The sequence below is a fragment of the Pararobbsia alpina genome, assembly GCF_965118125.1.
Taxonomy (GTDB): Bacteria; Pseudomonadota; Gammaproteobacteria; order Burkholderiales; family Burkholderiaceae; genus Pararobbsia; species Pararobbsia alpina_A.
The window spans coordinates 1,205,437-1,225,433 of sequence record NZ_OZ221288.1; the positions used below are offsets into that span (position 1 = coordinate 1,205,437).

Annotated in this window: 15 protein-coding genes; 6 read left to right on the plus strand and 9 right to left on the minus strand. The window is 61.0% G+C overall.

Translation table 11 applies throughout. The features are described from left to right. Nucleotides 1-77 precede the first annotated feature (77 nt). Entirely contained in the window at nucleotides 78-1,181 is a 1,104-nt protein-coding gene (locus tag ACMFWR_RS23500; protein WP_413197092.1) for an HlyD family secretion protein, read from the minus strand. Nucleotides 1,182-1,595: 414 nt separating this feature from the next. Between ACMFWR_RS23500 and ACMFWR_RS23505 the strand changes: the two genes are divergently transcribed. Beyond that, on the plus strand, nucleotides 1,596-3,323 hold the full coding sequence (locus ACMFWR_RS23505; RefSeq protein ID WP_413197093.1) for a tetratricopeptide repeat protein: 1,728 nt from the start codon (nucleotides 1,596-1,598) through the stop codon (nucleotides 3,321-3,323). A gap of 402 nt (nucleotides 3,324-3,725) precedes the next feature. Next, nucleotides 3,726-4,499 carry a response regulator transcription factor gene (locus ACMFWR_RS23510; RefSeq protein WP_413197094.1) on the plus strand — a complete coding sequence of 258 codons (774 nt, stop codon included), beginning with the start codon at nucleotides 3,726-3,728 and terminating at the stop codon, nucleotides 4,497-4,499. Here the strand turns inward: ACMFWR_RS23510 and ACMFWR_RS23515 are convergent. Both ACMFWR_RS23515 and ACMFWR_RS23520 read right to left on the minus strand, forming a co-directional pair. Beyond that, nucleotides 4,489-5,451 carry an SDR family oxidoreductase gene (locus tag ACMFWR_RS23515; RefSeq protein WP_413197332.1) on the minus strand — a complete coding sequence of 321 codons (963 nt, stop codon included), beginning with the start codon at nucleotides 5,449-5,451 and terminating at the stop codon, nucleotides 4,489-4,491. The genes ACMFWR_RS23510 and ACMFWR_RS23515 overlap by 11 nt on opposite strands. Before the next feature lie 146 nt (nucleotides 5,452-5,597). Beyond that, nucleotides 5,598-8,501 (minus strand): ATP-binding protein, encoded by a 2,904-nt coding sequence (locus ACMFWR_RS23520; RefSeq protein WP_413197095.1) that lies wholly within the window; start codon nucleotides 8,499-8,501, stop codon nucleotides 5,598-5,600. Nucleotides 8,502-8,701: 200 nt separating this feature from the next. Between ACMFWR_RS23520 and fabV the strand changes: the two genes are divergently transcribed. Continuing rightward, on the plus strand, nucleotides 8,702-9,895 hold the full coding sequence (gene fabV, locus ACMFWR_RS23525) for an enoyl-ACP reductase FabV (protein ID WP_413197096.1): 1,194 nt from the start codon (nucleotides 8,702-8,704) through the stop codon (nucleotides 9,893-9,895). Nucleotides 9,896-9,953: 58 nt separating this feature from the next. Here fabV and ACMFWR_RS23530 read toward each other — a convergent pair whose 3' ends face one another. Then, nucleotides 9,954-10,868 carry a LysR family transcriptional regulator gene (locus tag ACMFWR_RS23530; protein WP_413197097.1) on the minus strand — a complete coding sequence of 305 codons (915 nt, stop codon included), beginning with the start codon at nucleotides 10,866-10,868 and terminating at the stop codon, nucleotides 9,954-9,956. A gap of 225 nt (nucleotides 10,869-11,093) precedes the next feature. Here ACMFWR_RS23530 and ACMFWR_RS23535 point away from each other — a divergent pair, with 225 nt between their 5' ends. After that, nucleotides 11,094-11,846 carry an SDR family oxidoreductase gene (locus ACMFWR_RS23535; protein WP_413197098.1) on the plus strand — a complete coding sequence of 251 codons (753 nt, stop codon included), beginning with the start codon at nucleotides 11,094-11,096 and terminating at the stop codon, nucleotides 11,844-11,846. 127 nt (nucleotides 11,847-11,973) lie between these two features. Here ACMFWR_RS23535 and ACMFWR_RS23540 read toward each other — a convergent pair whose 3' ends face one another. Continuing rightward, nucleotides 11,974-12,399, minus strand: a complete 426-nt coding sequence (locus tag ACMFWR_RS23540; protein ID WP_413197099.1) for a hypothetical protein — start codon at nucleotides 12,397-12,399, stop codon at nucleotides 11,974-11,976. Between the two features lie 368 nt (nucleotides 12,400-12,767). Here ACMFWR_RS23540 and ACMFWR_RS23545 point away from each other — a divergent pair, with 368 nt between their 5' ends. After that, nucleotides 12,768-14,447: a purple acid phosphatase family protein gene (locus tag ACMFWR_RS23545; RefSeq protein ID WP_413197100.1), complete on the plus strand. Its 1,680-nt coding sequence runs from the start codon at nucleotides 12,768-12,770 to the stop codon at nucleotides 14,445-14,447. Nucleotides 14,448-14,672: 225 nt separating this feature from the next. Here ACMFWR_RS23545 and ACMFWR_RS23550 read toward each other — a convergent pair whose 3' ends face one another. Next, nucleotides 14,673-15,314, minus strand: coding sequence for a TetR family transcriptional regulator (locus ACMFWR_RS23550; RefSeq protein ID WP_413197101.1), 642 nt, complete (start codon nucleotides 15,312-15,314; stop codon nucleotides 14,673-14,675). A gap of 127 nt (nucleotides 15,315-15,441) precedes the next feature. Between ACMFWR_RS23550 and ACMFWR_RS23555 the strand changes: the two genes are divergently transcribed. Continuing rightward, nucleotides 15,442-16,128 (plus strand): O-methyltransferase, encoded by a 687-nt coding sequence (locus ACMFWR_RS23555; RefSeq protein WP_413197102.1) that lies wholly within the window; start codon nucleotides 15,442-15,444, stop codon nucleotides 16,126-16,128. 1 nt (nucleotide 16,129) lies between these two features. On the opposite strand, the gene ACMFWR_RS23560 is transcribed toward ACMFWR_RS23555, so the two are convergent. The 3 genes from ACMFWR_RS23560 to ACMFWR_RS23570 all read right to left on the minus strand — a co-directional run bounded on the left by ACMFWR_RS23560 (nucleotide 16,130) and on the right by ACMFWR_RS23570 (nucleotide 19,675). Then, entirely contained in the window at nucleotides 16,130-16,735 is a 606-nt protein-coding gene (locus tag ACMFWR_RS23560) for a DJ-1/PfpI family protein (RefSeq protein WP_413197103.1), read from the minus strand. A 178-nt stretch (nucleotides 16,736-16,913) separates the two neighbouring features. Further along, nucleotides 16,914-17,258, minus strand: coding sequence for a hypothetical protein (locus ACMFWR_RS23565; protein WP_413197104.1), 345 nt, complete (start codon nucleotides 17,256-17,258; stop codon nucleotides 16,914-16,916). Nucleotides 17,259-17,416: 158 nt separating this feature from the next. Next, entirely contained in the window at nucleotides 17,417-19,675 is a 2,259-nt protein-coding gene (locus ACMFWR_RS23570; RefSeq protein WP_413197105.1) for an NADP-dependent isocitrate dehydrogenase, read from the minus strand. Between the last annotated feature and the right edge of the window lie 322 nt (nucleotides 19,676-19,997).

Genomic DNA, 19,997 nt, shown 5'->3' on the forward strand with positions numbered 1-19,997 from the left:
GACGTTGGCGTTGATTCGACCGCGTTAAGTAGGCGGTGCCGAGACATCGCCAAGTCAGCGTCGATAAGCGATGTTCGTTATTGAGCGGCAGTGGACACCGTTTCACCATTGCCGACATGCACGCTGACCGTGGCCGACAGACCCGGGCGCAGGCTCTCTTGTTGTGCCGCAGTGGCATCGAGGTGGATACGCACCGGCACACGCTGCACGATCTTCGTGAAGTTGCCCGTTGCGTTTTCCGGCGGCAGTACGCTGAACGTCGCACCCGTGGCAGGAGCAAGGCTTTCGACCACGCCCTTGATCGCCGGGCCATCGGCCGCGTCGAGGCGCACTTCGGCCTTGTCGCCCTTGCGCATCTTCTTGAGCTGGTCTTCCTTGAAGTTGGCGTCGACCCACAGACCTTGCGACGGAATGACGGTCAGCAGCGACACGCCCGTGTTCGCCAGAATGCCGACGCGCGCGGTGCGGTTGCCGATATAACCATTGATCGGTGAGCGGATCGTCGTGTATTCGACGTTCAGCGCGGCGTACCGTTGTTCGGCTTCGGCCTTGGCGACGTTCGCCTCTGCATCGTTGAGCTGCGCGCCGAGCACAGCGAGTTGACGCTTGGCCGCCTGCACGCCCGCATTACTTTGATCGACGGACGCGCGTGCCTTGCTGAGATCCGCATCGGCACGCTCGACAACCTGGTTCGACACCGCGTCGTCCTTCACAAGCTGCGTATAGCGTGCGTGATCCGCATTGGTGCGGGTCAACTCAGCGTTGGCCGCGACGACTTCAGCTTCCTGCTGATTGATCTTCGCAAGCTGCAGATCCTGTTGCGCGTGGATTTCGCCGACCGCAGCGCGCGCACTTTGCAGTTGCGCGTTCGTCTGTGCGAGCCGCGCATCGTAGTCACGCGAATCGAGGCGAATCAGCACCTGCCCTGCTTTCACGAACTGGTTGTCCTGCACCAGCACTTCGGTCACGAAGCCGTTGACCTTCGGTGCCATCACCGTCACGTCGCCGCCGACGTAAGCGTCGTCCGTCGACTGATAGAAACGTGCATCGAAGAACCAGTAGGCCGCAGCAGCCGCGACCACAACGACCACGGCGCCGACCGCGAGCAACATCCAGGGCACACCCGCGCGCTCGATGGCTGCGGCACTCGAATTCGGAAGAGTCGTAGACGGCGTATTCATATGGTGTGTATATGCACAATGATGGTTGATCGAAATACCGACTCGACACTCATCGAGGCACTGCGTGGTATTTCGGGGATTGGAGGGAGTGTATGAGTGCATATGCACAACGTCAAGGGGAATTTATTCAATGGATGCTGAATATATTTAATGCCCGCTGACACCCCTGTTCTGACGGGGTTCCGGCGTGATTCGACCGTTCGCATACGGAACAAGCGCGGTGCACGCGAACACCGGGGCCGCCCGCAATCCATTGGATAATGGCGCGTCTGCAGACCGCTCAATTCACCTCGCTCCATGTCTGATCACTCGCCGGACCCGAATCCGCTAGACGCCAGCGGCCCCGCCGCAACACGGGATTCATCGCAGAACCCAACGAGCGATCCCGCTAGGGATCACATGCTGGAACAGGCAATGAACTTGCGCTTCGAAGGCAAGTTCGATGAAGCGAGCGCGCTCTACGAATCCCTGCACGCTCGCGCGCCGCGTGATGCCCACGTCCTCTACGAATCGGGCCTGTGCCTGCTGAGCATGGGCAAAACGGCCGACGCTGAAGCACGCTTCCGGGAATCCGTCGAGATTGCGCCGCAAGCACCCCCGGCGCATGTGATGTTAGGCCTAGCCCTTAAAACGCGTGGACGGCTACACGACGCCATTGCGGCCTTCGACCGCGCGCTTGAATTCGACCCGCAGTACTTTCAAGCCTGGATGGAGCGCGGCTTGGCCTTTGGGGCGCTCGATCGCGTCAACGATGCCATCGCAAGCTTCGACAAGGCCATCGCCATCGAACCCACGAGCCTCACGGCGATCGGTCATCGCGGCGATGCGCTTCGGCGCGCAGGTCAGATCGATCAGGCACTGGCTTGCTTCGACCATGTGCTCACGAGCGACCCCGACGACACTGTCGCACTCCTCGGCCGTGGCGCGGCACTTTCAAACGTACGCCGTAACGCCGAGGCGCTCGAGTGCATCGAACCCGTCCTGTCGCTCCAGCCGCACAACGTGCACGCGCTCAATAACCGCGGCAATGTGCTCGTCAATCTGCATCGCTACGAAGAGGCCATCCAGTCCTTCGAGCGCGTGCTCGAGCTCGATCCTACGTATATCGCGGCGTGGATCAATATCGCAAACGTCTTGGCCACACTGAACCGCTACGACGACGCCAAGGCGGCTTCTGACCGCGCCTTGACGCTGGGCCCGGAATCGCCCGCGGCGCACTGGAACGCGGCGTTGATCGACCTGCGCGCCGGCCGTTACGACAGCGGCTGGGAACGCTATGAGGTTCGCTGGTTGATGACCGGCTTCGGTGCGCCGAAACATCGGAACATCAAGCAGTGGCTCGGCAAGGATGACCTGAAGGGCAAACGCATCGTGCTCTGGCACGAGCAGGGATTGGGCGACACGATTCAGTTTTGCCGATACGCGATCATGGTCGCCGCTCTGGGCGCATCCGTCGTGCTCGAAGTGCAACCGGCACTCAAACCTTTGATCGCCGAAAGCTTCAAGGGCGTGGCACAGGTTATCGGCACGGGCGAAGCCGGCCCGTTCTGCGACTACTCGACATCGCTGATGAGCCTGCCGCTTGCCTTTGAAACACGCGCCGAGTCGATTCCGTTTGCACCACGGTATCTGAAGGCCAACCCCGCACGCGTTCAAGCCTGGAGCGAGCGGCTCGGTCCGTCTCAAGGCAAGCTTCGGATCGGTCTGGCCTGCACGGGGAACCCGAAGCACAAGGGCGACCTCGAGCGGTCGATCGATCTTGGCATGCTGGCGTCCATCTCCCGATATGGGGAGCTGTACATCGTGCAAAAGGATGCGCGTCAGGGCGATCGCGCGACCCTGGCCGCGCGTCCGGAGATCGTTCACTTTGGCGACGCCTTGACCGACTTCGGCGAGACGGCTGCGCTCGTCGAAAACCTCGATGTTGTGATCAGCGTCGACACCTCGCTCGCCCACCTCGCCGGCGCGCTCGGCAAGCCCGTCTGGATCCTGTTGCCCACGCACGCAGACTGGCGCTGGCAACTCGAACGCGATGACAGCCCGTGGTACCCGTCCGCGCGCCTGTTCCGGCAGCGCACGGCGGGGGCGTGGGATGAGGTTGTGGCGCGGGTCTGCGAGGCGCTGGAAGGCTTGAAACGCTGACCTGACCACCAAGCGAGTTCGCAACTACTTAGCCATTTGACCGCAATTTCATCCATAAAACAGGCATTGCCGCATGGCAAAGCGGAGCCAGACTACTTAGACTTCTGCAAACACATCCAAAGCATTCCGCAGCCGTTCAACATGATTCATTTCCCCCGTCCCCGCCCCGCCAGCAGGAATCTGCAGGTATTTGCAGGTCTTTCCAAGGAATCCGACGCGTCGCTTTGTTAACGTGCAATCAGCTTGCGCGCGGATCTGCGCGCAAGAAGCGCGACGATGCGGAGATCCGGCTCCCTTGATTCCCCCGAAGACCGTGACGCGCTCGTTGACTGCATGAATGTTGCGCGTCTGTACCCGACATCAACGCCATTGCGATGCGTTTCGGGTGCGCTGGAGTGGCTGATGAACGCAGATGAACACCGGTTTCGCCTGAGCCCTTTCGGCTCGAATCAACAATCGCCCGGAATCTCAGCGGCGCGGGATGTGCCGCGAAGTCCATCGGAACGTTCGTCGACCATCGTCGCGGTCCTCGATGCCGACCCATCGGTCCGCCAACGCATTGCCGACGCGCTTCAGCACCTGGACCTCACCCTCGAACTATTCAGCGATCCGACCGAGTTCCTTCTGAATGCCTTCCCGGCGATTCCACTGTGTCTGGTGACCAACGTCTCGAGCGAGACCATGAGCGGACTCGACATTCAGCAATTGCTCAAGCGCGGTCGCTGGCACACGTCGGTGGTGTTCCTGGCCAAGGACGCAGATCTTCCCCTGGCCATTCGAGCGATGCAGGAAGGCGCGGCGGACGTGCTCACCGAGCCGCTCGAAACACATCGTCTCGTGGAGGCCGTTTCACTGGCGATATCGAGCGCTCACACGCGTTGCACGCGCGAGCAGTCCATCACGGAATTCGAGCAGAGGGTTCGCAAGCTGAGCAAGCGCGAAGGCGAAGTGATGATGCTTGTCACGCGAGGTCTTCTGAACAAGCAGATTGCAGCGACGCTCGGAATCAGCCTCATCACGGCCAAGCTTCACCGCGGACGAATGATGAAGAAGCTACGGTCTCCGCGCCTTCCGGAACTCGTGCGCATGGTGGATGCGCTCACCCATGCCGGGGTCACGCTGCCTCAAACCTTCGCCGACGAAGCGGTGGATATGGAAGAGGCGCTCAGTACTTGAGTTCGCCAGCGTGCGCTGCCGCGAACGCCTCCCACGTCGCACCGGGGCGCCCCAGCAACTGCGACAGCACACCGAACTCCGCGCCCGGCTCCGGTGTCTTGCCGGCCGAATACGCGGCATAGTTTTCGTATGCCGACTGCATGTACGCGATATCGGCACCTGCCGCACGCACCTTTTCCATAAACTCCTCCGCGGGCCGTGCTTCGTAGACGAACGGCTGCTTCAGAACATCCGTCAACGCCTGTGCCACCTGGTGATACGTCCGCACATCCGATGCGAGTCGATAGACTTTCCCCAAGTGCGGCTGAGGATTCACCAGAATATTCGCGGCGACCTCAGCGACGTCGTCTGTGTCGACCCAACTGATCGCGGCATCGCCAACGTAGTGCCGGATCACGCCATCACCCGCAGCGCGAGCGCCGCCATAGCCGAGCACGTTTTGCATGAAGATGTCCGGCCGAAGGTGCGTAAAGTCGAACCCGGCCCATTCGATGTACCGCTCGACGAATTGCTGCCAGCCCCAGTGCGCGACCTCGGTATCGTCGTCGCCGCATGCGCCGAGATGCACGATGTGTTGAACGCCGGCTCGTCTGGCGGCGTTCACGAATGACTTGCTCTGGCGGAACATATCGACGGTATAGCCCGTCAACATGAACACGCGATCAATCCCGTTCAGCGCGGATTCCAGCGTTGAAGGTTGGTCAAAGTCGAGTTCTCGCACGGCAACACCGAGGTGCGCGGCCTTCTCGGGTGTTCGGGCACCGGCGATGACTTCGACAGCAGGGTTGTTTGCCAGATGACGCACGACGGCGCCTCCGACCTTCCCGGTGGCGCCCGTTATCAAAACCCGAGGTTTGCTTGCGACTTCACTCACGCCGACTCCCATGACCCTTCGAAGTCTCGTGCTCTCAGTGACGCTCACGCATAACGATGCAGGCTGGCGTTGAGGCATGTCCGAGACAGATACGCGTTGAGCGTCATTCTGAGTCAACGACGGTCGTGGATATAGCTGCCTTCCCTATCAACACCGGTAAGCGAACTTGAACAATGCCTGGCGGAGCGTGGTCGCTGACGCGCGACACTTCGGAGCCGAGCGACCTAGTGGGCAACGGCTCGTACGCTTTCGGGCATCGCGTCGTTCTGGCTATTACAGAGCCTGACCTTCTCCAAAGTTTGCGCGCAACGCTGCGTCCACGATGCGAACGAGTGCGCCTCAGCCCGCGCCATCGCCTCGTGCAACACCGCTTCCGCCGCGTGCAATCCGTCGTGGCTCGCGCCAGCGAGAAGGACCTCTGCTTTCACGCGAAGGAGTTCGGGTATAGCGCATGTGTCGTCGGTCCGCATGGCACGATCCAGCGATGCATCGATCAGCGCTGTCGCCTGCTCCAGCTTTCCATGGCGAATCAACGACTCCACGGTCTCGGAGACGAACGGCGTCAACGAGACGTAAAAGCGCTTGGAGCCGATTTCCGTCATTGCAGGGGCGATGATCTGGTCATAGGCGGCAGGATTTCCTGCGCGCAATTCGAGAAGTCCCGCCCACATTCGGGTGCGGGCTCGCCATGTGGAGATGCTGTGACGCTGCGTCTCCACCATCAACGCGTCGACACTCGCCTTCAGTTCTGCCTCGTCGCCGCACAACAACGCGAGGGTGCACACACCTTCGCTGAGCGCATAACAGATCGAAACGGGGTGGTCGAGCTCCCGAGCGTCCATGACGGCCTGTCTTGCCGCCGTCCTGGCGTCGTCCGTCTTGCCCTCGAACCAGAGCGCCAGCGCGAGCGACGTGTTCGACAACATTCGCTCGTCGTAAAGAAAACGCATCCGCTGTGCCTGGGTCAGCCGCACGCGTGCGTCGGATGCCAGCGTCAATTCCTTGACGCCCGAGGCCACGTCGCCGCTGAACAGATGCGACATGCCATTCAGCCGATGTGCAGCGAGCCGATCGAACGCGTTCGGAGACTGTGCCGAATCTTGATTGAATCGCTTCGCAAGCTCGACCGCCGGTGCGAATTCGCCGTTCAGGTAGTGGCACATCCATCGGCCCCACATGCCCAACAGCTGGAAACCCAGATTGCCGACATTCCGCGCAGTCTCGACCGTCGAATCAAATGCATCGCTCGTGATGGGTGCCACCGTGTGACACAGAAGGCACATACCGCGAGCGGCGTAGAGTTTCATGTGCCGCTCGTCGGCCTGGGCCCCTGTTTCCACGAGCCATGCCACGGCTCTGTCAACGTTCGCCAGACATTCAGTCAGCAACGCGAGATGCATGAAAAACGGAATACTCGCGACGACGAGTTCAACGGCAACGTTCATATCGCCGTCGGCACTCAGGCTCCACAGTATTGCGGCGCGGAGGTCATCGAGGTGCGGCTCGTAGAGTCCGCGCCAGTCGACGTCCTCTCGGGCAACGGCCTGACGTTCAGCGACCGCGAACGTCGCCACGTAGAACGCAGCATGGCGCCGTGACCACGCATGCAGCTCGCCTGCATTGCGCAATTTGTCTCGCCCGTATGCGCGCGCCGATTCCAGGAGCCGATAACGCGGAGCGCCCGCGCCCGATACGACTGCGACGAGCGATTTGTCGACCAGCTCGATGAGCGTGGCAAACACGCGCTCCGAGTCCACGTTCTCGCAACTGGCCATCGCTTGAGCCGATTCGAACGAGAAGGCACCCGCGAAGAGACTCAGACGACGAAAGACCGTCTGTTGCGTCTCCGACAGCAGGCTGTAGCTCCAGTCGAGCGTCGCCTGAAGCGTCTGTTGTCTCGGGAGCACTGTTCGAGCGCCTCGCGTGAGGATCTGAAACCGGTTCTCGAGACGGTCCGCGGTGCCTTGAAGCCCGAAAATCGGCACGCATGCCGCAGCCAGTTGCAACGCGAGCGGGATTCCATCAAGCCGGCGGCAAATACGTGATTCCAGCCGCAACCGCTCGGACGGATCTTCCGCCGCATGAATATAGGCGCCCGCGCGGTCCTGGAACAACCTGACTGCGCCGTACTCCCCGGCTGTCTCGCAGTCATCGTTCGGCGGGACCTCCAACGACGGTACGCGATAGACGGTCTCGCCAGGCACGCGCAACGGCTCTCGACTCGTCGCGAGCACGGTGATCCGAGGCGCGGCTTGCAGAAGACGTTCGACCATGGCGGCCGCGCCATCGACGAGATGTTCGCAGTTGTCCAGCACAAGCAGCACGTGCCGCGACGCCAGAGCAGGCGCAAGCCGGTCCAGCGACGGTGTGCCATCTCCCGGCGGATAGCCGAGCGACAGCGCCAATGTTGTCGGGATGTGCTCGGCGGCGGTCGTCGCGGCCAGCTCCGCGACGCACACCCCGTCTTTAAACTCCCCATGCAGTTGCCGGGCTGCTTCGAAGGCCAGCTTCGTCTTGCCCACCCCACCCGTTCCGACGAGCGTGACGAGACGGTGCCGCTGTACCGATGTGCGGATGTCGGTCAGCGCGGCTTCGCGACCGATGATCGGGCAAATATCCGTCGGAAGCGGAATCCCGGCATGCGGTGCGGGTTCTGTTCGGGCCGCGGTCGCTTTGTCCGAACGGGGGCCCGTGCTCTCCACGTCCCCGACGAATTGATAGCCTCGACCGCTGATTGTCCTGATGGCCAACCGGTCTTCGCCGAGCGCACGTCGCAACGCGGATATCTGCACCTCGACGGTGTTGTCCTCGACGACGCGATTATTCCAGACGCGTTGAACGATTTCGTCTTTGCTGACGACGATTCCCCGGGACTCGACGAGTAGCAAAAGAAGATCGAAGGCGCGGGCGCCGAGGTCGACTTTGACACCCCGATGCAGTACCTCGCGTCGACGAGGCACGACGACCGTCGCGCCAAAAGCGAAGTCATCGTGTATCAGCACGCTCGCGTTCATGAGAAATTCCTCGAGATTTCGCTGAGTGAACGGTAGTTCGTTTTTATGTTTGCGGAATCGCCGTGCTTTGGAAGCCGTGCGTACCGAGCTTATAGCAGGCTCAAATGACCCCAAGCCGGAGAAAACCCTCGTTTGTTTTGCACATTATTTCACGCGCGTATTTTGGCGTCCGGGGGTCGTAACGTCATCCCTGCCGGAGGCATCCCAAATCGGCGACCCACAGCCCAAAACTCGCCCCCTCGCCCCGACTCCACTACAATGCGCGGTTTGTCGCCACTTCTGTGCCATTGCGGCGTTATTCCAGCGAGGCCCTCATGATCATCAAACCCCGCGTTCGCGGCTTTATCTGCGTGACGACCCACCCGACGGGCTGCGAAGCCAACGTCCGGCAGCAAATCGACTACGTCAAGGCGCAGGGCCCGATCCCGAACGGTCCCAAAAAATCGCTGATCATCGGCGCTTCGACCGGCTATGGCCTCGCTTCGCGCATCTCGGCGGCCTATGGCTGCGGCGCCGCAACAATCGGCGTCTACTTCGAACGCGCGGGCGAAGAAGGCAAGCCGGGCACGGCCGGCTGGTACAACTCGGCGGCATTCGAGAAATTCGCACAGGCCGATGGCCTCTACGCGAAGAGCGTCAACGGCGACGGGTTCTCCGACGAGATCAAGCGCAAGGTCATCGAGCTGATCAAGCAGGATCTGGGTCAGGTCGACGAGGTCATCTATAGCCTCGCCGCACCACGTCGTACGCATCCGAAGACGGGTCAGGTCTTCAATTCGGTGCTCAAGCCGATCGGCAAGGCCATCAGCGTGCGCAGTCTCGACACCGACAAGGAAGTCATCAAAGAGACGGCGATCGAGCCCGCGACGCAGGAAGAGATCGACAACACCGTTGCCGTGATGGGCGGTGAAGACTGGCAGATGTGGATCGACGCGCTCAGCGAAGCCAGCGTGCTCGCCGATGGCGCGAAGACGACGGCGTACACGTACCTCGGCGAAACGATCACGCACGACATCTACTGGAACGGCACGATCGGCGCCGCGAAGAAGGATCTCGACACGAAGGTCCTGTCGATTCGCGAAAAGCTCGCGGTCAAGGGTGGCGATGCGCGCGTGTCGGTGCTCAAGGCCGTGGTGACGCAGGCAAGCTCGGCGATTCCGATGATGCCGCTGTATCTGTCGCTGCTCTTCAAGGTCATGAAGCAACAGGGCGTGCACGAGGGTTGCATCGAACAGGTCTATGGCCTGTACAAGGACAGCCTCTACGGCGCGAAGCCCCATCTCGACGAGGAAGGCCGTCTGCGCGCGGACTATAAGGAGCTTGCGCCCGCTGTGCAGTCGGCGGTCACGGAACTCTGGGGCCAGGTCACCAACGACAATATCAACACGCTGACCGACTTCGCGGGCTACAAGTCGGAATTCCTGCGCCTGTTCGGCTTTGGCGTCGAAGGCGTCGACTACGAAGCGGATGTGAATCCGGTCGTCGCGATGCCGGGCATCGTGCAGTAAGGTTCGCAGTCCGTCTTTGTCAGAGCTTGAAAGTGTTCGCCCTCCGCGAACACTTTCATTAACTTCTCCCGCCTATCTCCGTGAACGCCTCGCGCAGCCACGTATGCGCGGGATCGGCGTGGTCACGCGGATGCCACACCGCGAACAACGAAAACCCACGCGCCTCGAATGGCAGCTCGAACGCATCGAGCCGATCGCCGTAGCGGCGTACCAGCCGGCTCGGCAAGGTCGACACATAATCTGTCTTCGCCAGCACTTCGGGCACGATCGTAAAAGTCTGCACCGATAGCATCACACGTCGGGCGCGACCCAGCGGCTCGAGATGCTCGTCCATGAAGCCGTGAAAGCTGCCGCCGCTCGTCGATACGAGCACGTGCTGCAAGCTGCAATAGGTATCGAGGTCGAGCGGGCCTGTGCCGCGCGGGTGTCCTTTGCGCTGAACGAACATGAATCGCTCGTCGAGCAGACGACGCGCCTTCATCGATTCGGGCACCATGCGCTCCGACCCGAGCGCGATATCGATTTCCCCGCGCTCGAGTTCCGTGGCGACGGTCTTGGCGTCGACATTGCGAAACGCGAGTCGCACGCCCGGCCCCGCCATCGCGGGCATGCGCTCCATCAGATCGAGGCCGAATATCGCCGCGAAGTTGTCGTTCGCCGCGACCCGGAAATCCCGCTCGTCGGCCATCGGGTCGAAACGCGGCCGAAAGCGCACCACGGATTCGATTTCTTGCAGGGCAGCCCTGAGCGGTTCGATCAACGCCATCGCACGCGCAGTCATCACCATGCCGCGCCCCGTTTCGGCCGGGATCAGCAACGGGTCGTCGAAAACTCTGCGCAAGCGCGATAGCTGAGTCGACACGGCAGGCTGCGTCAGATGCAGCCGCTCGGCCGCCTTGGTGACGTTGCGGTATTCGAGCAGCGCGTCAAGCGAGACCAGTAGATTCAGGTCGATACCGCGTAGATCAATCATATTGATACGTCGAATCTTATTAATTAATTTCAAATATAGGTGGTCACTCCTTATTGTTCAAGGCAGGCAGCACACCCTTTCGGCGGGGATCTGACTCAGGCGCAGGAACTTGATTCGCCTCTGGTTCGCCTCTGGTTCGCCTCTGGGCCGACGCGTTCCGATGCGTTCCGATGCGTTAGTCACACAGTCACCGCCCCTTTAAGCCTTGTTGAATGGAGCAACACCATGAACACCGAAACGAACTCGACGACCCCGACGAACCCGGCACACGCCGTCATCATGGGCGGCACCTCGGGGATCGGTCTCGCGACCGCACAACGTCTGCACGCGAGCGGCATGCGCGTGACCGTGACCGGCCGTGACGCCGCGCGTGCCGATGCGGCAAAGCGCGCCATTGATCAAAACGGCGCGCGCGTCGACGCGGTCGCGCTGGATGCAAGCGATGCTCAAGCGGTCGCAGCGTTCTTTGCGAAGCTCGGCCCGCTCGATCACCTGGTGCTGGCACTCGGCGGGGGTAAAGGCTTCGGCATGTTCCGTGAACTCGCGCTCGACGATGTGCTCGGCGGATTCACCAGCAAAGCGTTGCCGCATCTGGTCAGCGCGCAGGCCGCGCTCGGCACGATCCGCAAAGGCGGATCGATCACGTTCATCACAGCCGTCAGCGCCCAGATGGCATCGCCCGGCACCGCAGGCCTGGCTGCGATCAACGGTGCGCTGTCGTGTGCGGTGCCGGCGCTCGCGGTGGAATTGCGACCGTTGCGTGTCAACGCCGTATCGCCCGGCGTGATCGACACGCCGTGGTGGGATGCGCTGCCCGCCGACCAGCGATCGGCCGCACTCGCGAGTTATGCCGAGAAAGCGCCGGTCGGGCGAGTCGGCGCACCGGACGATATCGCCAAGGCGGTCGAGTTTCTGACCGGCAACACGTTTATGACGGGCCAGACGCTGGTATGCGACGGCGGGCTGAGCCTCGTTTGAGGCGGGGCTGCGGCCAGGTACATGGTCGAAGCGGGCTGTGAGTTACGCCTTCCCGAATGACGACCTGACGCTCAGCGTGTGGACAGCGGGGCTGAGGGCTACGCAATGTCCAGGGGCGACGCAACCTTCAGCGTGTAGTCGAAGGGGGCTGTGGGTTGTTCTCGGGATTTGTGTCATACATGGCGACATTTGACACAGCCCCCTCCTGCACAAGATCGCTGAGTGACGCATGTAACGCATCCGCCACGGCTTTGTCATAGACTTCGGCGCCGTCGACATAGACCGTAAAGGCACGCAAGTACTTGCGCTTCTTCTCGGGGTTTTCGATGGTCGCGCGCGTCCATGCGTAGAGCGGGTAGTTCTCTGTTCCGAGACGTTCGGCCTCTTCGACGTAACCGGCGAATGCATCGTATTGACATTGCACCGATGCGCGATGCGGACGCATGACCGCATCGAGTGCCGGGTACGCCTGCTCGATATCGTGCTCACGAAGTGCGGCCGCCAGCGTTTCCGATGCGGTGAATCGAACCTGATATTTCCACTCGCTTTGCATCGCTGTCTCTTGGGTCAGTGTTGTGGTTGTGCCGTGCGTCGGCCGTTGACCATCGCGTGCTAACCGAGGAACGTCGAAGGTCGAAGGTCGAAGGTCGAAAGCAGATTGCCTGATGTTGACCGGCCAAGCCGCACCTATTCTAGCGATCTCCATCACGCCTGGACTTCATTCGGCCGCGCCGCCTCACAAACCTGAAACAAACTTTCGCGTGTCACAGCCGGGTCATACGGGTGCGAATAATCGGGTGTGCCGGACCACCACCGCGCACGCGGGTCCGGGCCGGGTCTGGGCCGTTTTCCGCGCTCTCCCCGGCGCCCGCTGCACATGTCATGCGCACGCCCGTTTCCCCCAGAACGAGAACACACGATATGTCGAACAAGCACACCCCCGATGCACCGCAAGTCGAGGCCAACCTCGCTTCACGACGCAACTTCCTGAAGCTCGCCGGCGCGTCCGGCCTGGCCTCAGCGGCCGGTACCTTCACGGCCAGCCGCGCCGTCGCCGCCACGCCGGACGGCACGCCCGAGCAGATCCACCTGACCTTCGGCGAAGACCCGCGCACGGAAATGGTCATCTCGTGGGCCTCGCTCGCGCAAGCCGCGAACCCGCGCGTGCTGATCTCGAGCAGCCACGAGCGCAAGACGCAGCTCCACGCCGTGCAACGCACGTACACCGACGGCCTCAACGGCGAAACCGTCTTTACGTATCACGCGCGCCTGCGCGATCTGCACCCGGGCACGACGTACACGTACGAAGTCACGGCCGACAACGACAGCAACGCGGGCCAGCCCTTCTCGGCTACGTTCACGACGGCGCCGAGCGGTCATGCTCCGTTCCGCTTCACGAGCTACGGCGACCTCGCGACGCCGAACACGAACTGGGTGCTGTCGTCGCCGCAAAGCAAGTTCGCAGTGGCCGCCGTCGAACAGTTCGAGCCGCTGTTTCACTTGCTGAACGGCGACCTTTGCTACGCCAACCTGAACCCGACGTCACAGCCCGAAGTCTGGCGCGACTTCGGCAACAACGCGCAAACCTCGGCTTCGAAGCGCGCATGGATGCCGTGCCCTGGCAACCACGAACTCGAATTCCACAATGGTCCGCAAGGGCTCGACTCGTACCTCACGCGCTATTCGCTGCCCGACAATGGCACGCGTTTCCCGGGTCGCTGGTACAGCTTCCGGGTCAGCTCGGTGCTGTTTGTCTCGCTCGATGCCGATGACGTGATCTACCAGGATGGCGCGGCCTTCGTCGCCGGCCCGGCGGCCTTCGTGCCGGCGGCTTCGACGGGCAACGGTCCGATCGAGCCGGGTACGTCGCTCTACGTACGTGGCTATAGCAATGGCGAGCAAACGCGCTGGCTCGAGCATACGCTGCGTCGCGCGCAAGACGACGACGGCATCGACTGGATCATCGTGCAGATGCACCAGGACGCGTTGACGTCGTCGAAGACGGGTAACGGCTCAGACAAGGGCATTCGCGAAGCGTGGCTGCCGCTGTTCGATCGCTACGGCGTCGACCTCGTTGTCTGCGGTCACGACCACGACTACGAACGCAGCTATCCGGTGCGTGGTTGCAATCACCACGCAGGCGTCGATGCCACGACGGGACAACCGGTCGACACGCTGCAACCGCGTCCGGTCACGACGTCACATCCGTCAAACAACACGTACGACACGAGCCACGGCACGATCCATCTGATCCTCGGCGGTGGCGGCACGAGTGCGCCGCTTGATGTCTATGGCGTGGATGCGGGTGATGGCCTGCCACAGGCGAAGGTCTTCACGAAGCCGAACCGTCCGATCCCGGGCGCAACACCGGGCACCTTTGTTCGCAACGGCGCAGACGCGCTCGAAGACGCGATCTGGTCGGCACAGCGCGACACGGGCACGGGCTACGGCATTGCGGTGTTCGACGTCGATCCGGGTCATGGCGGCGGCACGACGAAGATCACGATGAACTACTACCACGCACCGGGCGCGGATACGACGCCGAACCCGGAATACGTGTTGTTCGAAACCGTCACGCTTGAAAAGCGCCGGCATGGATAAGTATTGCGCGGCTGGTCGTCGGTAGATGGATAGTTTGATGCGACGACTGCTGAAGATGTAACCGACCGCCCGGCCGCTGAATGGCCGGGCGGTTTTTTTACGCACTAAGAAAGAGGATCGAACACTTCACACGCATGGATTGGGTTCAGTCGGCGAACCGGCCATGCGCCGATCCGCATCGATGCGCTCATTCAGTTTTTTTGCACCGATCAATTGCCGCAATCGCTATTGCCCATTCCGTTGCGCAATACGTTCAAGATACGCACAGAGCATCTCGGCAACTTCCCTGCCCCATGCATCGACCTCATCGATCGACTGCGCTCGCTCTGATACGGATTCGCCAAGCGTCGACATCGTCGTCAGCAGCATGCGCGCAGCGAGCGCCTGATCAGCGTCACTGACGCCCGGCAGGGCTTCCTGAATGAACGACAACGCGAACGTCATGGTCGCGGCTTTGCGTTCGAGCGCTTCGGGCGAAGTCCGATAAAGCGGTGCGGCGTCGTCGAGTGCCTTGCGTAGTGCGGCTTCGTCGTATTCAGTGCGGAAGAACGCTTCGACCATCGAGCGCACCCGCTCCATCGGGTGCCGCGAGGCATCGCCGAGGATGGCTTCAAGCATCGCTCGCGTGCGATCCCATTCGTCGGTCTGCAGACGAAACAGGATCGCTTCTTTATTCGGAAAGTACTGATAGAGCGAGCCAACGCTGACGCCGGCCGCCTCCGCAACACGGGCGGCAGTGAATCGTCGCGCACCTTCCTTGATTAAAACGCGAACAGCGGCTTCAAGAACGTCAGAAACGAGGCGTGCCGAGCGTTCCTGTTTGGGCGCCTTGCGCGCTGATACCACGGGGCTTTGCGGGCTTTTCATCGAAGCGGAATCCGAATGCGAATAGAAAATGTGACGAACTATTCGTATTCTATCGATGTGCGCACACACCGGCTAATTGATTCCCGAGCGACGAAGATTCCGGCGCTCGATTCTCTGGATACGAAAGATGAACACCCTGACTCAGCAACCTGTTTCGACCGTGCTTGCTACCTTGTTTGCCGACGCCGATGCGACGGATGCACTGCTGCGCCAACAGCTGTCCGCCTTGTCGAAGGAAGAGCGCGATGCCTTCATGCAGGACGCGAAGAGCACGAACTTCAAGACGTTCTATGGACGGGCGAAAGACTTCCACCTCGCCGTGTCGAAGGACACTGCCCATCTGCTGTATATGTTGGCCCGATCGTCGAACGCACGGACGGTCGTCGAGTTCGGCACGTCGTTCGGCGTCTCGACCGTGCATATTGCGGCCGCGCTGCGCGATAACGGTGGCGGACGTTTGATCACGACCGAATTCGAACCGTCAAAAGTGGCTGCCGCCCAGCGCAATCTCACGGCAGCTGGCCTTGTCGATCTCGTCGAGTTCCGTGAAGGCGACGCGCTCGTCACATTGGCGAGCGCGCTGCCCGATACGATCGATCTCGTGCTGCTCGACGGCGCCAAGGCGCTCTACCCCGAAGTACTGCGCCTGCTTGAACCGAAGCTGCGTGCAGGCGGCGCCGTCATTGCTGACAACGCCGACTGGTGCCCCGAGTATCTCGACTATGTCCGTACGTCCGGCCGTTACCTATCGGTGCCGTTCGCGAGCGATGTCGAGTTCTCGATCAAGCTCGGCCCGTACGCGGCTGCGCATTAAGTCAGTGGGCACTGGCTACGGCGGCACCGTGCGAAATCTCGGTGCCGAGCACGGTCAGAAATTGAGCGAGCCACTTCGGATGCGCGGGCCATGCGGGGGCGGTCACGAAGTTGCCGTCGGTGACCGCGTCATCGACGGCAATATCCGCGTACTGACCGCCAGCGAGCTTCACTTCAGGCGCACACGCCGGATAGGCAGAAATGCGTTTGCCGCGAATCACATCCGCTGCTGCGAGGAGTTGGGCGGCATGGCAAATCGCGGCAATCGGCTTGTCCGCCGAAGCGAAATGCCGGACCACTTCGATGACCTTCGGGTTCAAACGCAGGTATTCAGGTGCGCGACCGCCGGCAATCGCCAGCGCATCGTAGTGCGCGGGATTCACTTCATCGAAGCTCGCGTTGAGTGCGAACTGATGACCAGGCTTTTCTGTATACGTCTGATCGCCTTCGAAGTCATGGATCGCCGTCTTGATCCGCTCGCCTTTCTTCTTGTTCGGGCATACCGCATCGACCGTGTGCCCGACCATTTGTAGTGCCTGGAACGGCACCATCGTCTCGTAGTCTTCCGCGAAGTCGCCGGTCAGAAACAAAATCCTTTTGCCTGCCATCGTGTTCTCCTGAGAAAGATCGAATTCCGAGGCCGGAATGCTCGAATGGCCCCGGTGAAACGCGACGTTGTACGACTTGTCGCGCACATAAATCGCCGAGTTCCGATGAAGCTTAGACGATGGCAGCGCACACCCCTAGGGAAACAAGTGAGTTGTGGAAATAAGCCCGGGCGACGCGCTACTGGATGCGTTCAAAGTCCGAACCTTCACCTACGTCCGGGATTGCCATCAGCACCTCAATAAACCTTTGCCTCTCTGACCCATCTCGCTTCTCGCTCAAGATACGGTCGGCCGTTCTCCGGGCTTCTCGCCGGGCCGCCATGCGGCAGTCGAGTTCGCGACCAGAAATCGCCCGTGCCGGATCAGCTTTGAGCTTCTCGTACGCTGAAATCACTTCCTCTTCAGACCACAAATCAATCGGGGTCGAAGTTTCTGCCATGTCCGCCTGCACGAATTCTTCCGTTTCGATGTCGTCGTGAGCGTCCTCGACTTCTGCGATGACGATAATGATCAATTTGTTCACCCCATCTCAATGACGAGGCGTGAACATAAAAGTATGCCCGCACGGTGACTTGCACGTTTCGCTCACGCAAACAAAAACGCGGTACGCGATGCCGGAGCACCACGTACCGCGTTTGTCTGTCACAAGCCGCCTAAGCGGCTCGAACGCTCAACCTATGCTTACGCGCTGACTGCGTTCGCGTTCGCCGTCACGCTGGCGATGGCTGCGTTGAACGTTTTGCTCGGACGCATGATCTGGTCGAGCTTGTCGAAGTCCGGCTTGTAGTAACCGCCGATATCGACCGACTTGCCTTGCACGTCGCCGAGTTCGCCGAGAATGGTCTTCTCGTTATCCGACAGCTGCTTCGCCAGCGGCGTTGCGATCTTCGCGAGTTCAGCATCATCCGTCTGCGCTGCAAGTTCCTGCGCCCAGTACAGGGCGAGATAGAACTGGCTGCCGCGGTTGTCGAGCTCACCAACCTTCGGCGACGGGTTCTTGTTGTTCTCGAGCAGCTTGCCGGTTGCCGCGTCGAGCGTCTTCGACAGCACCTTGGCCTTCGCGTTGTTCGACTTCAGACCGAGGTCTTCAAGCGACACAGCCAGCGCCAGGAATTCGCCGAGCGAGTCCCAACGCAGGTGATTCTCTTCGACGAGCTGCTTGACGTGCTTCGGAGCCGAACCGCCCGCACCCGTTTCATACATGCCACCACCGGCCATCAGCGGAACGATCGACAACATCTTCGCGCTCGTGCCGAGTTCCATGATCGGGAACAGGTCGGTCAGGTAGTCGCGCAGGATGTTGCCCGTGACCGAGATCGTGTCGAGGCCGCGAATCACGCGCTCGAGCGAGTAACGCATTGCACGCACTTGCGACATGATCTGGATGTCGAGGCCCTTGGTGTCGTGATCCTTCAGGTACTTTTCGACCTTCTTGATCAGCTCGGCTTCGTGCGGACGATACGGGTCGAGCCAGAACACGGCCGGCATGCCCGAGTTACGTGCACGCGTAACCGCGAGCTTGACCCAGTCCTGAATCGGTGCGTCCTTGACCTGGCACATACGCCAGATATCGCCTTGCTCGACGTTCTGCGTCAGCAGCACTTCGCCCGTCTTCAGGTCGACGATGCGTGCTTCGCCGTCTTGCTTGATTTCGAACGTCTTGTCGTGCGAACCGTACTCTTCAGCCTTTTGCGCCATCAGGCCAACGTTCGGCACCGTGCCCATCGTGCGCGGATCGAAAGCGCCGTTGGTCTTGCAGAAGTTGATGATTTCCTGGTAAATCCGCGCGAACGTGCTTTCCGGAATCAGGCACTTCGTGTCCTTCGGACGACCATCGGCACCCCACATCTTGCCGCCGATACGGATCATGGCCGGCATCGATGCGTCGACGATCACGTCGTTCGGTGCGTGCAGGTTCGAAATACCCTTGGCCGAATCGACCATCGCGAGTTCCGGGCGATGCTCGTGGCATGCGTGCAGGTCGCGAATGATTTCCTCTTTCTTCGAGCTCGGCAGCGTGTCGATCTTCGAGTACAGATCGACCAGACCGTTGTTCACGTTCACGCCAAGTTCGTCGAACGTCTTGCTGTGCTTCGCAAATGCGTCCTTGTAGAAGATCTTGACCGCGTGACCGAACACGATCGGGTGCGAGACCTTCATCATCGTTGCCTTGACGTGCAGCGACAGCATGACGCCCGTCTTGCGCGCGTCTTCCATTTGCTCTTCGTAGAAGTCGCACAGCGCCTTCTTGCTCATGAACATGCTGTCGATGATTTCGCCGGCTTGCAGCGCGACCTTCGGCTTCAGCACAACCGTCTCGCCGCTCGTCGTCACGAGTTCCATCTTGACGTCACGTGCGTGGTCGAGCGTCATCGACTTTTCGCCGTGATAGAAGTCGCCATGCTTCATATGCGCGACGTGCGTGCGCGAAGCCATGCTCCACTCGCCCATGCTGTGCGGGTGCTTCTTCGCGTAGTTCTTGACGGCTGCCGGCGCGCGGCGATCCGAATTGCCTTCACGCAGCACCGGGTTCACTGCCGAACCCAGGCACTTCGAGTAACGCTGGCGAATCGCCTTTTCTTCGTCCGACTTCGGATCTTCCGGATAGTCGGGGATCTTGTAGCCCTTGCCTTGCAGTTCCTTGATCGCGGCCACGAGCTGCGGCACCGAAGCGCTGATGTTCGGCAGCTTGATGATGTTCGCGTCGGGGCTTTGCGTGAGATCGCCGAGCACGGCCAGATTGTCCGGCACGCGCTGTTCTTCGGTCAGGAATTCGGGGAATTCACCCAGGATCCGGCCGGACACCGAGATGTCGCTCGTCTCGACGCTGATTCCCGCGGGCGCCATGAACGCCTGGATGATGGGCAGGAACGAGCGGGTCGCCAGAAGCGGTGCTTCGTCCGTAAGGGTGTAGATGATCGTCGGCTGCTGGGTGCTCATTGCTTCTCTCAAGATCGGAAAACGCAAGGGGAAATCGACTGCGGCATCTGAAGCTGCAGTACGAAACCGCAATTTTGCCTTATTCGGCGCGGGAACGGGCGGCAGACGCCCGATTCCCCCGCCGCATCGGCGTGTTGAAGCCTCGATTCCGGATTTTTGACATCGACGCTCGAACCGCGCTCGCGCCCTATTTGGCGAAACTCACAACAGAACGCAGTTTTTTGCACACAAGATCACGATTTTTAACCACGAATCGATGTTTCGCAAATCGAGAGCGAAACACGACGCGGATTATTCCGGATTTGTTTGATATCGCTCAAAT